The following is a 15,924-nucleotide window of genomic DNA, read 5'->3' on the forward strand; positions in this document are numbered from 1 at the left end:
GGCCTCCCGGCAAAGCGTGCGATTGGCTATCGGGCCAATGGGCGGTGGGCGCTAAGGTAGCGTCATGTCCACCACGTATTCCCTGGAGCACACCATGCACAATCGTATCGAATGGGCCAAACACTCGCCGGAAGCCTACAAGGCCATGGTCGGCCTGGAGCAGGCCCTGGCCAAGAGTGGCCTGGAAAACTCACTGCTGGAGCTGGTGCGCCTGCGGGCTTCGCAAATCAACGGCTGCGCCTACTGCGTGAACATGCACGCCAATGATGCGCGCAAGGCCGGCGATACCGAGGCGCGCTTGCAGACCCTGTGCGTCTGGCAGGAGACCACTTACTTCACGCCTCGCGAACGTGCCGCACTGGCCTGGGTGGAATGCCTGACCCGGCTGCCCGAGCGAGGCGCCCCGCAACCGGAATACGAAGCGCTGCAGCAGCACTTCGAACCGGCCGAGGTGGCCAACCTGACTTTGGCCATTGCCACCATCAACGCCTGGAACCGCTTTGGCGTAGGGTTTGCCATGGTCCCGGTGTGAGTCATCCTGCCCGCGAAGAGGCCGGTACAGGATGAACTCAGGCGAGGGTGCGCCGCCGGGTCAGGCAGGCGTACCCCATGCCCAGCACGCCGAGCAGCAACACCCCCAACAGCCCCACCAGTTCGCGGCTGTAGCGCGCCACCAGCGCCGGGAACCCGGTGAACTCACGATAGACCCGCACATCCGCCTCGCCACCGGCAAAACTGACACTGATGCCGCCCTGGCGAATCTGCGAATAGTCGGCATCGAAATACACCCAGACCTTGCATGCCTTGCCCTGCTCGATGGCCGGGATCTCCACTTGCGCCGTCGCCGCTTCGTAAAGCGTGTCGTTGCCTGCCGCATCGCGCACCTGCACCAGGCCCTTGGCTGGCAGGCGGATCTTCACCGCGCGCACGTCACTGTCGCCAAGGTTGCGCAGGTCGATGAGCAAGCCGGTACGATGATCGACCAACCCGGCTTCGAAGGGCTTGGCGAAGAGTTGCACATAAGGTGCCTGGACCAGTTCGATCAGCTTGTCGACTTGATACGGTTTCAATGCACCGTCGCCAATACGGTTGATGCGCGGCTGCAACTGCTCGTACTTGAGCTGCTCGTTGGCCTTGCTGATGCGCTCGCTGAACTGGCTGGGATAGGTGAGGTAGGCGTAAGTCAGGGTCGCGTCGAGCCGTGGGTGGTCCTTGAGCAGCCCATAGACCACCAACAAGACCATCAGGCCAAACAGCATGGCGACCAGGCGTTTGCCGACTTTGTCCCAACTCAACGGTGCGTTTCCTTCTGTTACGGCACGGAGGATAGATGCGGCGCAAAGGGTGCCAAGTTAAGCGTCGCCAGGCAAGCGCTCAACGGCTCAACAATTCCGGTAGCGATGCCATCAGCATGGCCACCCCGGAGGCGGTCAGCAGCCCCAGCACCACCCGGCGAAACGCCAGCTCGCTGATCCCCAGGTACAGCCGCGTACCCAGCAGCGCCGGCAGCGCCATGGCCAGCAGTACCACGCCGAACGCGGGCAGCATGTCGCGGGTCACCACCCCGGTGCCAAGGTAAGTGAGCAGGGTCACCAGCAGCATCGACAGGTTGAAGTTCTGGATCACCGCACGCTGAGTATCACGCTCGAAGCCGCGCAAGGTACACCACAGTGTAGGCACTGTGCCGGTAAAGCCACCGATTCCGCCCAACGCCCCGCCCACCAGGCCCACCGCACCATCGGCCATGCGGTTGCCCGGCAACCGTGGCAAGCGTGGCGCCAGCAGCATCAACGGGCACCACAGCACCAGCAGCGTACCGAACACGGCCTTGAACCAGAGCATGTCCAGGTACGGCAGCACCCACACCCCCAGCGGGATGCCGGCCACGATTCGAGCTTGGTGTGATCGGCGCTCTACCTTGCCAGAGCCTGGGGCGAATGTCTGCCATCACGTCCCTTCCTGTGAACGTTCGTCACACCCGCTGTGCCGCCACAGCACCTAATCCTCCGCCGGTTTGCCGCATAAGGTAGCGATCAAGGCCGTCTCGCCGATGGCCTATGACAACAACAAGCGTGCAACCGAGGTGCGAGCCGATGCGTGGCGAACGACAGATGCAAAACGACAAGCTGGGGAATGGCCTGAAAGGCAGGCAGGTGACGATGATCTCGATCGGTGGGGTCATCGGTGCCGGGCTGTTCGTGGGGTCGAGCAATGCCATCGCCGCGGCCGGGCCCGCGGTGCTGGTGGCCTATGTGATTGCGGCAGCGATCGTGGTGCTGGTGATGCAGATGCTCGGCGAGATGGCCACGGCCCGGCCGGACACCGGCTCGTTTTCCTCCTACGCCGACCAGGCCATCGGCCGCTGGGCCGGGTTCTCGATCGGCTGGCTGTACTGGTGGTTCTATGTGCTGGTGATTGCCATCGAGGCCATCGTCGCTGGCAACATCCTCGGCGACTGGCTGGGGTTACCCCACGCCTTCACCGCCTTTGCCATCAGCCTGGTGCTGATCGGCAGCAACAGCCTCAGCGTCGGCTCGTTCGGCACCCTGGAATACTGGCTGTCGCTGTTCAAGGTGGTGTCGATCGTCACCTTCATCGTGCTTGGCGTGCTGGCGATCTTCGGCCTGATGCCAGGCTCGTCCACCAGCGGTATCAGCAACCTGTGGGCCAACGGCGGCTTCGCCCCCAAAGGAAACGTGGCCATCGTCGCGGCCCTGCTGACCGCCATGTTCAGCTTCCAGGGCAGCGAAGTGGTGACCATTGCCGCGGCCGAATCGCGTGATCCGAAAGCCAACATCAAGAAGGCCATCCGCGCGGTGGTGTGGCGCCTGGGCCTGTTCTACCTCGGTTCGATGTTCGTGGTGGTGTGCCTGATCCCGTGGAATGCACCCGGCCTGGCGCAAGGCTCCTACCAAGCGGTGCTGAACGCCATGAACATCCCCTGGGCGCCGGGCATCATGAGCATCGTGGTGCTGGTGGCAGTGACCAGCTGCCTGAACTCGGCGATCTACACCGCCTCGCGCATGGCCTACTCGCTGGCCCGGCGCGGCGACGCCCCGAAGGCGGTTTCGCACACGACTGCGCAAGGCGTGCCGCTGCTGGCCGTCGCCCTGACCGCAGGCGCCGCGCTGGCGGCTCTGGCGGCCAACTACCTGCTGCCCGCCGAGGTGTTCCAGTTCCTGCTGGCCACCAGCGGCGCGCTGGCCCTGCTGATGTACCTGGTGATCGCCGTCACCCAGTTGTGCATGCGCCGCAAGCTGGTGGCGCTGGGCAAACGCCTGGAGGTGCGCATGTGGCTGTTCCCCTGGCTGACCCTGCTGACCATTGCCTTCATCGTCGGCGTATTCGCGGTCATGGCGGCCTTCCCGGGGCAGCGCGCAGAGCTGCTCTCCACCCTCGGCCTGACCGGCGTGCTGGTAGCCATCGGTGCCTATCTGCAGAAGCGCCAGCCAGCGCTGTCGGCCCAACGCGCCGGGCTGCGCCTGGACGAACCTGCCAACGCCTGAACTGTGACACCGCTTCACAGCGGGTGTGCCGGCCAGCGCCTTTTTCAGCCAGCAGCACACCCCTAACCTGATGACACCCCGGGGCAGAACGCCCCGGACACTCCAAGAAAACTGTGTGGAACCTCTCATGACCGTAGCACGCAAACCTGATGAACTGGCGATCCCCTATCAATTGCCGCAAGTCCCCTTCATGTCACCCGACATGGTCCACCCCGGTGTGCTGGGCAAATGGCTCGAAGATGACCAACTGTGGGTCCCGGTGACCGCCTCGGTGTCGTTCAAGCCCCTGCTGCTGAACGTCTCCGGCGGCTACTACATCAATCTGTTGCGGGTGCGCCAGAGCGGCGTGCTGTCGCGCCACCGCCATACCGGCGGCGTACATGCCCTGGTGCTCAAGGGCCGCTGGTACTACCTGGAGCACGACTGGGTCGCCGAGGAAGGTTCGTTCGCCTACGAGCCACCGGGCGAGACGCACACCCTGTTCGTGCCGGAAGATGTCGAAGAGATGATCACCTGGTTCCATGTGCAGGGCGGCTACACCTACGTCGATCCGCAGGGCGTGGCGGTGGGTTATGAGGATGTTTTCACCAAGCTGGAAAGCGCCCGCGCCCATTACAAGGCGCTGGGCCTGCCGGACGACTACATCGAGCAGTTCATTCGCTGACCACAGGTTGCCAGCACCCGGCTGCGCTGCCAGTCTTCTGCTCAATCACCGGAGGCGGAACATGGACAACTACACGCAACTGCTGGCGTTTCTCTGGGCCACCGAGCACGGCAATTTTTCTGCCGCTGCACGCGCCTGCGGGATGACGCCCTCGGCCATCAGCAAGCTGATTTCACGGCTTGAGGATCGCCTGCAGGTGCGCCTGTTCCAGCGCGGCACACGCAGCCTGACATTGACCGAGGAAGGCAGCGCCTACCTGGTCAGCGCACGAGCGGTGGTCAATGCCATGGCCGAGGCCGATTCGCTGGCCGAGGCCTTCCCGACCCGGGTCAGCGGGACCTTGCGCGTGCATACCATGACCACCTTCGCCAAGCACCAGATCATCCCCTGGCTGCCGGAGTTCCTGGCCGCCTACCCAGGGCTGACCGTGGATATCCAGGTGGGCGCGCAATTCACCGACCAGTTCGACCAGGGCCTGGACGTGGCCATCCACAGTGGCGTGCTGCCCGACTCGACGCGCATCGCTCGCAAGATTGGCCAAAGCCGCTGGATTCTCGCCGCGGCTCCCGAATACCTGGCGCGCCACGGCACCCCGGCGCACCCCGGTGAGCTGCTCGCGCACACGTGCTTTTCCTTCGGTTTCAACAGCGTGTGGAACACCTGGAGCTTCATCGTCGATGGCCAGGCCATGACCGTGCCGGTGGTGCCCAAGGCCACCTTCGCCCAGGGCGACCTGCTGCGCGACCTGGCCCTCGGCGGTGCCGGCATCGTGCGCCTGGCGGAGTTCCACATTGGCCAGGACATCCAGGAAGGCCGCCTGGTGCCGTTGCTGGAGGCTTATAGCGCCGACAGCGTCGAGCCGATCTACCTGATCTACACCAATCGCAAGCACCTCAGCCCGCGTATCCGCGTGTTCCGTGACTTCCTCGAACACAAGCTCGCGCAGAGCCCGTGGAATACCCGCTGAGCCCCCTAGCACCCGACCAGAACACAGAGGTACCCATGCGCAATCTCGTAGGCGATGTTTCCAGCGCCGCCCGTATCCTGCCTGACCTCGACGGCCAGGCCTTGTTCATCCGCAACGGCAAGGGCCCGTACCTGCACGACGACCAGGGCCGCCGCTACATCGACACCGCGCTCGGCTTCGGCGCCGTGCTGCTCGGCCACGCCAACGACACGGTCAATGGCCAGGTGGCTGCGGCCCTCGCCGACTCCGCCTCGCCGTCGTGGGCCCATGTGCGCGAACACGTCGCCGCCACGGCACTGGCCGCGCACACCGGCGCGCTGAGCAAGGTGATCTTCACCAACTCTGGCAGCGAAGCGGTGCACTTGGCCTGCCGCGCCGCCCGGGCCCACACCGGGCGGGCGCGCATCGCCAAGATGGCGGCCGGCTTCGATGGCTGGTTCGACGATGTCAGCTTCGGCAATGTTGGCTCCACCGAGGCCGCGTTCGCCGATGGCCAGCGCCCCGCCACGGCCCGCACGACACTGCTGCGCTTCAACGACTTCGACGACGTCGAGCGGCTGTTCGCCGAGGACCAGGACATTGCCGCCGTCATCCTCGAACCGATGCTGGCCAACGCCGGTTGCCTGATGCCGACCCCCGGCTACCTGCAGCACGTGCAGCAGGTCGCGCGCCGCCACGGCGCACTGGTGATTGCCGACGAGGTGCTGATGGGCTTTCGCCTGCACGCCGGGCTGGCCAGCCAGCTGGCCGGGCTCGATCCAGATATCGCCAGCGTCGGCAAGGCCATCGGCAATGGCGTGCCGGTGTCGGCCATCGTCGGCAAACCGCAGGTCCTGGACGCTTTCGAACAAGGCAAGGTGTTGCGCGGCGGCACTTTCAGTGGCAACCCGTTGGCCTGCGCGGCGGTGATGAGCACCCTGGCACAACTCGACCAGCGCGATTACCCCGGCCTGATTGCCCGTGGCCAGCAGTTGCGCCAGGCGGTAGAGGCGATCTTCGAAGCCCAGGGCATCGTGGTGAGCACCAGTGGCTATGGCAATGTCTTCAGCCTGTGGCCGTCACGCCAGGCACCGACCACCTACGAGCAGGCCTTGGCGGTGGGCAGCGCGGCGTTCAGCCAGGCGCTGCACCTGGCGCTGCGCGAGGCCGGGGTGCTGGTGATGCCTTCACCGTATGGGCGCCTGTACCTGTCGTTCGAGCACGACGACGCCGTGGTGGAAGCGATGAAAGCGGCCTTCGAACGCGCCGCGGTCAAGCTCGCACCGCAGTTCGCCAGCCGCTAGAACCCGCTTGACCGAAGGGAGCCGGCTGATCGACGATCAGCGCTCCCTCCATCAAGGATGACAGCATGTTACGGATACTGGGCAGGGCCTCTTCGATCAACGTACGCAAGGTGCTGTGGGCCTGCGCCGAATTCAACATCCCTTTCACGCGCGAGGACTGGGGCAACGGTTTTCAGCCCACCGACGCGCCCGAGTTCCTCACGCTCAATCCCAACGCCATGGTCCCGGTGATCCAGGACGGCGACTTCACCCTGTGGGAATCCAACAGCATCATTCGCTACCTGGCGAACCGCTATGGCGATGCGGCCTGCTACCCGAGTGAAGCGCAGGCGCGGGCGCGCATCGACCAGTGGATCGACTGGCAGGCCTCGGATCTCAACCGGGCGTGGAGTTACCCGTTCATGTCACTGGTGCGCCTCTCGTCCGCACATCAGGATGCTGAGGCGTTGGCCGCCGGTTGCGCAGAGTGGGCGCGCTACATGGGCATCCTCGATCGGCAACTGGTTGCGACCGGCGCGTTCGTCGCCGGGGAGCACTTCACGCTGGCCGACATTCCCATCGGCCTGTCGGTGCAGCGCTGGTTCGCCACACCGATAGACCATCCCCAACTGCCGGCCGTGAGTGCCTATTACGAACGCCTGAGCCTGCGCCCGGGGTATCTTGCCCACGGGCGCAACGGCCTGCCCTGAACATGCCTGCGCTGCGAGAACTGGTATTTTTGCCAGGTGCGGGAGCCAGGTCACGGCAATAGACTCATGACCTGGTAGCGGGCACAGCCCCCAAGCGGAGACTGCCGATGCACAAGGCTGCAACCGCCGTCCTTCATGCGAACACGCCCAGTGTGGCTGTCCGGTCGAGCGCCGACAGCCCGCTGCTGGCCCTGCGCCTGTTGCGCCACCCCGATGTCCCGCAGGCTCGGTTGTTGCGCACACGTACCGAGGCAGACCTGCTCACACGTAAAACCAGGGTCTTCGGGGCCCGCCCACTCAGAGCGACCCCGACAGCGCCGCTGCTGCCCGACGCCACCACGGTCAGCGGCCTCGACGGACAGGCGCTCGAACGACACACGGCTGACGGCGATACCGCCCTGGCACTCAACGACAGCGCCGGGCGCTTGCTGTGGGCACAGAATGCCCAAGGCACACGCAACTGGTCCCTGTATGAAGCCGCCGCTGAAGGTGGTCGCCCGCTCGCAACGTTCGAACAACCGGCGGGTGGCATGCCACGTCAGCGCGAACGCATGCTGCATGCACAAACGACTTCGGCCGAACGCGACCGCAACCTGGTGGGTAGCATCATCAAACAGTTCGACAATGCCGGGTACCTTCACACCCGCTCGCGATCGTTGACCGATCAGGTAATGGAAACCCAGCGGCGCTTGTTACAGGTAGAGGCACAACTGCCGGATTGGGCGGGCGGCAGCGAAAGCGAACTGGAACCTTCATCCCTGCGCATGACCGCTTGCCACGATGCCACCGGCGCAGTGCTGGCTAGCACCAATCCCGCGCACGTCACCCTGCTGACTGCCTATGACATCAGCGGTGCGATAAGCGAAACCCGGCTGCAGCAAGGCAATGCTCAAGCCGTGGCATTCAACGCCGTGCAGCGCCGGGCCGACGGTGCGCCACTGTCGCAGGCCGCTGGCAACGGCGTAATCGACACCTTTACCTACTCACCCACCACGCAGCGCCTTGCCCGTCACAAGACTTCACGCCCAGCCGGGCACCCACTGGGCGCACTGGTGATCTGCGACCTGCATTACCACTACGACCCGGTCGGCAACCTGCAGGCCCTCGATGATCGAAGCGTCGACCCGCAATGGCACCACAACCAGCAGGTCAGCGGCGTGCGGGAATATGCCTATGACACCCTGTACCGTCTGGTGCATGCCACTGGCCGCGAGTACGCTGTGGTTGGCGCTTTCCGGACGGCGGCCTTCAGTGCTGGGGACCGCCGGGGTGGCAGGCTCTGGAGCCGATACCGCGAGCAGTACAGCTACGACGACGGCGACAACCTGACCACCCTTAGCCACAACGGTGGCGCCGGTGCGCGAAGCCGCAAGCTTGTCGTTACCAGCCAGAGCAACCGGGCCTTGCCGGACGGCCTTGGTTTACTTCCGGAAACCGGCTTCCTCGCCGGTGGCCTGCAGAAACTGCTGGCTGCTGGCAGGCCATTGGCGTGGCAGGCAGACAATCAACTGCGTGAGGTATGCCTGGTTGACCGCTCAGATGGCGAGGCTGACGACAGGGAGCATTACCACTACGCCGACGGCAGCACGCGTACGCGCAAGATCACCACGCTAAGCACAGCAGGAGCCTGGCAGAAGATCATCACGACCTATCTGCAAGGCTTGGAACTTCGCCAACGGCTACTCGCCAACCAGCCGCTGCCGCACAAGGACGTTGTGATCAGTGAAACCGCTGGCCTGCGTTGGGTACATGATCGGCTGGGCGATGAAATCCATTTGCGTTATTCGTTCAGCGACCACCTTGGCAGCGTTGGTGGGGAAACCGATCGTTCCGGGAAATTGGTCACGCGTGAAGAATATGCGCCGTTCGGGGAGACCACGGGGCTGGATGAGACCGCTTCGGAGGCAGATGCCCTGATTCATAGAACATGGCGCTATTCAGGCAAGGAGCGTGATGCGACCGGGCTCTACTACTACGGCTGGCGTTACTATCAACCTGGGCTGGCCCGATGGCTGAGTGCAGATCCAGGCGGGACCGTTGACGGACTCAACCTGTATCGGATGGTGAGAAACAATCCTGTCCGCAATCGCGACGATAGGGGGCTGGTGGGTGAGGACGCATCCACTGAACCCGACTTCTGGGCCTTTCTTGATCCAAACGAGCATTGGATGCGGTACGTATTGGCCATAAATCTGATCTATGGTTCACATGCTTTGATCAACACTGCCATCCCTATCCTCGACTCGCTCATACACGCGGGCCGGGCAGCTGACCGTTGGCACGATGTACCCAGGCGCGTCGTTGCCGACTTAAGGCGCCAGGCCAGAACACGTCTGGGTGCAGTAGGTATGATGTCCATCGCGGCCAGGATCGCTGCCTTGACCCTGACAACCATCAGTGCGGTCCGCAGGTACCACTCAGAAGACCCGGTCGCGGGGCTGCGGCTTGTAACGGCTGCCTCACTCATGCAGATCGGTACGACCTACCTCCCCGCGTTCAGTGAAAGCTATGGATTTTACATTCACGTTGAATCCCGCCGAACCCGCCGACCGAGCGAAGATACGCCTGACCTGAATGTTCCAGATCCCGAGGATCCCGAGATTACCGAAATGCGGCCTGCCAGTGTTGGCTCAGCATCTGGAGGCTTCGAACTTCAGCAGTTTTCAGGCTCTACGTCACCTTTACCCGGATCGTTCGGTGTTTCCCTGCCCGACCCGCACCTTGACTCCGCTCATTCTTCATTAAGCGGGACTGCCATTAGAAGGCATTGTGTAGGTCAGGATCGTTCAAGGAGCCCTTATCGACGAAGTGGCCACCGTCAAAAGCGATATCTCTCTCTGTAGCAGGAAACCTTGGAAACTCAGCGTTCCCCACAACAAAGATGTACGCGGGGTATAGAAGGTCAGCAGGGCTTCGATATCGGCCTGGGCGGGATGCATGGTGATTACCTTATCGGGGCTGGGCAAGTCTACAGAAATGGGGCTGCCTTGCAGCCCACTGTCAGTTATACCGTCGCCTGCTGCACCGGCACCACCGGGCGAGCCCGCCAGGCAAGGGTCAGCACCAGCCCCAGCACCGCCATTCCTGCCCCGGCATACGACACCGCCGGATACCCCAGCCCCGCATTGATCACCGCGCCACCCAGCGCCGCGCCAATCGCGTTGCCCAGGTTGAACGCGCCGATGTTCACCGCCGACGCCAGGTTCGGCGCGTCCTTGGCGGCTTCCATCACGCGCATCTGCAACGGCGGTACCAGGGCGAAGCTGGCTATCCCCCACACCAGGATCGCCACCGCAGTCGGCAGCGACCAGCCCAAGGTGGCCGGGAACACCAGCAGCACGGCGATCAGCACTGCAAGCGACACCATCAAGGTCCGCTCGATCGAGCGGTCCGCCGCCTTGCCACCCCACATGTTGCCCAAGGTCAAACCGATGCCGAACAGCACCAGCATGGCGGTGATGAAGGTCGTCGAAGCCTGTGCCTCGGCGTGCAGGATCGGCGCGATGTAGGTGAAGACAGTGAACATCGCACTGGAGCCGACCACGGTCAGCGCCAGAGCCGACAATACCGGCCCCCGGCCGAGGACGCGGATTTCGGCCATCGCACCGCCACTTTTCGGCAGCGGCAGGTTGGGCAGTGCGAACCATAGCGAGACCATCGCCACCAGGCCCAGGCCGGCAATACCCCAGAATGCCGTGCGCCAGCCCAGCAGCTCACCGAACCAGGTAGCCAGCGGCACACCGCCGATGGTCGCCAGGGTCAGGCCCATGAACATGGCAGCCACCGCGCCTGCCCGCTTCTCGGGTGGAACCACGCTGGCCGCGACCACCGAGCCGACACCAAAGAACGCACCATGGTTAAGCGAAGTGACGATGCGCGCGACCATCAGGCTTTGATAATCGGTGGCCATCGCCGACATCAGGTTGCCCAGGGTGAAGATCGCCATCAGCCCGATGAGCAGATAGCGCCGTGGGATCTTGCCGGTGGCCAGGGTCATCAGTGGTGCGCCGAGCAGCACGCCGACCGCGTAGGCGCTGACCAGCAGCCCGGCGGCAGGAATCGACACGCCGAGGTCGGCGGCGATGCTGGGCAGCATGCCCATGGGGGCGAACTCGGTGACACCGATGCCGAAGGCACCGATGGCGAGTGCCACGAGAGGGGGATTGATACGCATACAAGGGCTCCTTATCTATGACGGGAATGCTACGATCCAGCTGTTGAATGCACTAGACCGAGTTTTCGGCAATCACCTTTGCGCTGGAGGCACAGATGGACTACCACGGGCGATCCGGGGAGATGGAGGTGTTTGCCAGGGTGGTGGATGAAGGCAGCTTGTCCGCTGCAGCGCGGGTGCTGGGCCTGACGCCGTCAGCGGTGAGCCGCATCATCGCCCGCGCCGAGCAACGCCTGGGCACGCGCCTGCTGCTGCGCACCACCCGGGCGATCACCCTCACCACCGAGGGCGAGGCGTACCTGCGCGGAGCGCGGCGCATCCTGGCGGACCTGCTCGAAGTCGAAGAGGCGATCACTGATCAGGGCGTGCCGCGCGGGCGGTTGCGGGTCAGCGCGGCGCTGGGGCATGGGCGACTGACGGTGGTGCCGTTGCTGACCGCGTTCAGCGCCCGTTACCCGCAGATTGTGGTCGACCTGACGCTGAGTGACGAAATCGCCGATATCCATGGCGGCCAGGCCGATGTGGCGCTGCGCTTTGGGCCACTGCCGGACAGCTCGCTGAGCGCGCGCTGCATCGGCCATACCGGCCAGGTGGTGGTAGCTTCGCCTGAATACCTGGCGCGCTGCGGTACGCCACAGGTGCCGGAGGACCTGGCGCAGCACAACTGCCTGCGCTTCAACTTCCGGCGGGCAGCGCCGGATTGGCCGTTTCGCCGGGCGGGGGAAGCGTTTTCACTGAAGGTGGCGGGGAACATCGAGTGCAGCAGTGGCGAGGCGCTGGCGCAACTGGCCAGGCTGGGAGCGGGCATTGCACGGATCGGGACCTTCACCGTAGTCGATGAACTGAAAAACGGTCAATTGCTGGCGCTGCTGGAGGAGTACAACCCGGGCGACCGCGAGCCACTGCATGCGGTGTTCGTGGGCGGGCCGGCGATGCCGGCGCGGGTGCGGGTGTTTGTGGATTTTCTGGTGGAGCATCACCAGGACTGGCCGCTTAACCCGCCCTGACACAAGACCGCCCCACTGGTTGCTTAACCTTGCATACCGGCCAGCAGGAAGCCCATGAAGCGGCGTACATCCTCGCGGTGCGCCATCAGGTCCAGCGGCTCGCAACTGCATAAACGCAGCAACTGCAAGTGCCCGTAGTCGTTGATCAGAAACGCCGCGTAGCCCACGTCGAGGTCGGCGCGCAGCTTGCCGCTGTCGCACAAGTCCTGAAGCAGGTGCTTGAGTTCCTCGACCAGCGCGTCGTTGACTCGCTTGTAGGCATGGGGCACATCACACTGCTTGCTACCCAGCAGCGGCAGCAACGGCGGCAGGATCTCGCGCCACAGCGGCGCCGGCAGCACCTCGAAAGCGTAATCGGTCAGGTGCGATTCGTAAAAGCACAACGCATCCAGCGCCTGGTCGAACTCCGCGAGGCGCCTGCGCGCCTCCGCCACCGCGCGGTGGTCGGCCTCGCGCAGTTTCTCCAGCAGAATCTCCTGCTTGCTGCCGAAATAGGCGAACACCGTGGGCACCGACACCGCTGCCAGGCGGGCGATCTGCTCCATGGTGGTGGTCTGGAAGCCCTGGCGCTCGAACAGGCCCAGTGCCGTACGGCTGATCGTCTCCCGGCGCAGCGCCTTCTGCTGCTCGCGCAATCCGCTCACTTCGCAACCCTTTGTCAAAACGGGTGGCCAGCATACAGCAAAGCCAAGCCGTAAAAATATTTTATTGACTAAAACTTTTAACCGACACAAAACTAGCGCGGCATTTTGCCCCAGGGAGCCGCCATGACCACCGCCGCCGATCTCATCATCCACAACGCCCGCCTCTACACCGTCGACCCGCACCAGCCATGGGCCAGCGCCGTTGCCGTGCAGGGCGAGCGCATCCTCTGCGTTGGCGACCACGCCAGCGTCATGGCCCATGCCGGCCCCGCCACGCGCCTGCTGGACGCTGCCGGCAAGCTGGTGCTGCCGGGTTTCGTCGAATCGCACTGGCATTTCTCCAGCACCGCCTTCGCCTTCCAGGCACTGGTCAACCATGAAGACCCGCACGAGGTGCTGGCGCTGCTCAAGCGCTACGTGGCAGCCAACCCAGGCGAAAAAGCCATCACCGGCATGGGCTGGATCCAGCCACTGATGCCGGCCGACATGCTGCGCCGCGAAGTGCTCGATGACATCTGCCCGGACAAGCCGGTGTGCCTGCTGTCCACTGACTACCACACCATGTGGGTCAACACCTACGCGCTCAAGGCTGCCGGCATCGACCGCGACACCCCGGCCGTGGAAGAAGGCGCCAGCTGGTTCGAAAAGGACCCGGTCACCGGCGAGCCCACCGGCGTGATCATCGACTGCGCGGCCTACTCGCTGCTGATGCAGCGCCTGAGCGAAGCGGGCTACCTGCCGACTGGCATCGACCTGTACCTGCGCTCGATCCCGTTCTGGCAAGAGAAGCTGGTCGCTGCCGGCATCACCACGGTGTTCGACGCCGGTTTCCTCGACCCGGCCGGCGACCAGACCTTGCTGTACGAAACCCTGCAGCAGCTGGAGCGCGAAGAGCGCCTGAAACTGCGCGTGGTCGGCAGCTACATCAACATGGGTACCGAGGATGACCCGGTGAGCATCCTGCAAGGCATGCGCAGCCGCTATGATTCGCCGCTGGTGAAGGCGCAGACCCTCAAGCTGATGCTCGACGGCACCGAGCTCAACCATACCGCGTTCCTGCTCGAACCCTACTGCGACAAGCCGCATTGTGGCTCGACGACCATGCCGGAAGCGGTGTTCGAAAACCACGTACGCCAGGCCGATGCCGCCGGTATCGATGTGATGGTGCATGCCGTGGGCGATGCCGCCGTGCGCATGGCGCTGGACGTGTTCGAGCGGACCTTCGCCAGCAACCCGCCACGCGACCGCCGCCATGTGATCACCCATGCCTTCCTTACCCACCCCGACGACATCCCGCGCTTCCGACGCATCGGCGTCATGGCCAACACCCAGCTGCAATGGGGGGTGGTCGATGCCTACGCCGAGGCGATCCAGCAGTCGTATGGCTTCAAGCGCTGGGCTTCGATGTACAAGTTCCGCACCTTCATCGACCAGGGCGTGACCGTGTCGATCGGCATGGACGGCCTGGTCTGCCAGTGCCGCTGCCAGCACAAACCGGTGGAACACATCGAGTCGGGCCACACCCGCCAGCTCAGCGGCGAGCCCAATGCGCCGGTCATGCCCGATGCCGACGAACGCCTGAGCATCCCGCAACTGATTGCCGCCTACACCCTCAACGGTGCCTACCAGCTGGGGCTGGAAAAGGAAATTGGCTCGATCACTGCCGGCAAGCGCGCCGACATCATCATCCTTGAACAGGACCTGTTCGAGCTTGATCGCTATGAGATCGGCAAGACCGATGTGGCGCTGACCGTGATGAACGGGCGCATCACCCACGACGCCGGCACCCTCCCCCACGGCTGAACCTGAAGCGCCACCCAGGAAACTCCAATGCACAACAATAAGAACGACCTGCTATTGCGTGCCGCCCTGATCTACATCGCCGCCACGGCGCTGATCATCATTGGCGTGCAACCGATCTTCATCGGCCTTGTGGCCGAACGGCTGAACCTGGACCTGAGCCAGCAAGGCTGGGTCCTGTCCAGCGAAATGACTGGCACCTTGCTCGGCAGCCTGCTGCTGCCACTGCTGGGCCGGCGCTTTGGTGGGCGCGGCCTGTACCTGGCGGGCGCGTTCGCCGCGCTGGCGCTCAATGTGCTCAGTGCCACGCTGGACTCACTGGCAGCGCTGGTGCTGTGCCGCCTCGCCTGCGGCGTCGCCACCGGTTTGCTGTATGCCGGCGCGATCAGCGGGCTGGGGCGCTTGCCGGGGCAGGATCGCTCGTACGGTTTGTCGCTGCTGATCCAGACCGCCGTGTTCGCGCTGTACGCCACCTGCATGCCGCAGTTGGCCGAGGTATTGGGCAACCGTGGCGCCGTGGCAAGCATCGGCTTCTGGTTCGTGCTCATCGCCCTGGTCGCGCTGGCCATTCCCCGGCGCCTGCACCGCGAGGCGCCGGTACCCGTGACCCAGAGCGGCGTCGGTTGTGCCACCCTGGGGCGTTATGCCCTGCTGGGGATGCTGTGCCTGCAACTGGCGATCTACTGCATCTGGGGCTTTGTCGACCAACTGGCTCGCGAGCGCGGGGTCAGCCCGGTGGACGTGGGCTGGGCGTTCGGCTTGGGCATTCTAGGCGGCCTGCCCGGCGGGGCCTTGCCCAGCGTATTGGGCGCACGTGTGAGACGTGGGCCGATGATCGCCGTCGGCTCGCTGTTGGTGCTGCTGTCGATCGTGTTGCTGGCTCATCACGCACAGGATGCCGAGCAGCTATGCGTGGCGCTGTTCCTGATGAACTTTGGCTGGGTACTGGCGCTGACCTACTACATGGGCGCAATCGCTACCAACGACCCGCGCGGCACCTTGACGCCCTGGGTGAGCATCCTGCAGGTCGCGGCGGCGGCGCTGGCACCGGCGTTCGTGGCCTTGCAGCAGCAGAGCGCCGGGCACGAAACGATCTTTGTCAGCGCCGGGGTGGCGGTGGTGCTGGGGTTTGTGCTCAAGTGTATTGCCGGAGTAGTGCCACGCCGTGCCAACCCCTTTCTACAATGACC

At 64.3% G+C, this 15,924-nt stretch carries 14 protein-coding genes; 10 read left to right on the forward strand and 4 right to left on the reverse strand.

Annotated elements, in window-relative coordinates:
* Positions 1-94: 94 nt before the first annotated feature.
* A complete protein-coding gene (locus tag C2H86_RS01535; protein WP_159411152.1) occupies positions 95-532 on the forward strand; it encodes a carboxymuconolactone decarboxylase family protein in 438 nt (145 codons plus the stop codon).
* Between the two features lie 37 nt (positions 533-569).
* Here C2H86_RS01535 and C2H86_RS01540 read toward each other — a convergent pair whose 3' ends face one another.
* Both C2H86_RS01540 and C2H86_RS01545 read right to left on the reverse strand, forming a co-directional pair.
* The gene (locus C2H86_RS01540) at positions 570-1,295 is read right to left on the reverse strand and encodes a hypothetical protein (protein ID WP_159411153.1); all 726 of its coding nucleotides are present in this window, start codon (positions 1,293-1,295) and stop codon (positions 570-572) included.
* Positions 1,296-1,374: 79 nt separating this feature from the next.
* The gene (locus tag C2H86_RS01545) at positions 1,375-1,887 is read right to left on the reverse strand and encodes a sulfite exporter TauE/SafE family protein (RefSeq protein ID WP_240349674.1); all 513 of its coding nucleotides are present in this window, start codon (positions 1,885-1,887) and stop codon (positions 1,375-1,377) included.
* Between the two features lie 206 nt (positions 1,888-2,093).
* On the opposite strand from C2H86_RS01545, the gene C2H86_RS01550 reads away from it, so the two are divergent.
* The 6 genes from C2H86_RS01550 (at position 2,094) to C2H86_RS01575 (ending at position 9,952) form a co-directional block, all read left to right on the forward strand.
* Positions 2,094-3,506, forward strand: a complete 1,413-nt coding sequence (locus C2H86_RS01550) for an amino acid permease (RefSeq protein WP_159411154.1) — start codon at positions 2,094-2,096, stop codon at positions 3,504-3,506.
* A 127-nt stretch (positions 3,507-3,633) separates the two neighbouring features.
* A complete protein-coding gene (locus tag C2H86_RS01555; protein WP_159411155.1) occupies positions 3,634-4,170 on the forward strand; it encodes a 2,4'-dihydroxyacetophenone dioxygenase family protein in 537 nt (178 codons plus the stop codon).
* Positions 4,171-4,231: 61 nt separating this feature from the next.
* Entirely contained in the window at positions 4,232-5,137 is a 906-nt protein-coding gene (locus C2H86_RS01560; protein ID WP_159411156.1) for a LysR family transcriptional regulator, read from the forward strand.
* 35 nt (positions 5,138-5,172) lie between these two features.
* On the forward strand, positions 5,173-6,420 hold the full coding sequence (locus C2H86_RS01565) for an aspartate aminotransferase family protein (RefSeq protein WP_159411157.1): 1,248 nt from the start codon (positions 5,173-5,175) through the stop codon (positions 6,418-6,420).
* A gap of 65 nt (positions 6,421-6,485) precedes the next feature.
* Positions 6,486-7,109: a glutathione S-transferase family protein gene (locus C2H86_RS01570; RefSeq protein WP_159411158.1), complete on the forward strand. Its 624-nt coding sequence runs from the start codon at positions 6,486-6,488 to the stop codon at positions 7,107-7,109.
* Between the two features lie 107 nt (positions 7,110-7,216).
* On the forward strand, positions 7,217-9,952 hold the full coding sequence (locus C2H86_RS01575) for an RHS repeat-associated core domain-containing protein (RefSeq protein WP_159411159.1): 2,736 nt from the start codon (positions 7,217-7,219) through the stop codon (positions 9,950-9,952).
* A gap of 161 nt (positions 9,953-10,113) precedes the next feature.
* Here the strand turns inward: C2H86_RS01575 and C2H86_RS01580 are convergent, their stop codons facing one another.
* Positions 10,114-11,283: an MFS transporter gene (locus C2H86_RS01580; protein ID WP_159411160.1), complete on the reverse strand. Its 1,170-nt coding sequence runs from the start codon at positions 11,281-11,283 to the stop codon at positions 10,114-10,116.
* A gap of 95 nt (positions 11,284-11,378) precedes the next feature.
* On the opposite strand from C2H86_RS01580, the gene C2H86_RS01585 reads away from it, so the two are divergent.
* Positions 11,379-12,290, forward strand: coding sequence for a LysR family transcriptional regulator (locus C2H86_RS01585; protein ID WP_159411161.1), 912 nt, complete (start codon positions 11,379-11,381; stop codon positions 12,288-12,290).
* Between the two features lie 23 nt (positions 12,291-12,313).
* Here C2H86_RS01585 and C2H86_RS01590 read toward each other — a convergent pair whose 3' ends face one another.
* On the reverse strand, positions 12,314-12,934 hold the full coding sequence (locus tag C2H86_RS01590) for a TetR/AcrR family transcriptional regulator (RefSeq protein WP_159411162.1): 621 nt from the start codon (positions 12,932-12,934) through the stop codon (positions 12,314-12,316).
* Positions 12,935-13,057: 123 nt separating this feature from the next.
* Between C2H86_RS01590 and C2H86_RS01595 the strand changes: the two genes are divergently transcribed.
* Entirely contained in the window at positions 13,058-14,737 is a 1,680-nt protein-coding gene (locus C2H86_RS01595) for an amidohydrolase (RefSeq protein ID WP_159411163.1), read from the forward strand.
* Positions 14,738-14,764: 27 nt separating this feature from the next.
* Positions 14,765-15,922, forward strand: coding sequence for an MFS transporter (locus tag C2H86_RS01600; RefSeq protein WP_159411164.1), 1,158 nt, complete (start codon positions 14,765-14,767; stop codon positions 15,920-15,922).
* Positions 15,923-15,924 lie beyond the last annotated feature (2 nt).

This window comes from Pseudomonas putida, from assembly GCF_009883635.2.
Lineage (GTDB): Bacteria > Pseudomonadota > Gammaproteobacteria > Pseudomonadales > Pseudomonadaceae > Aquipseudomonas > Aquipseudomonas putida_W.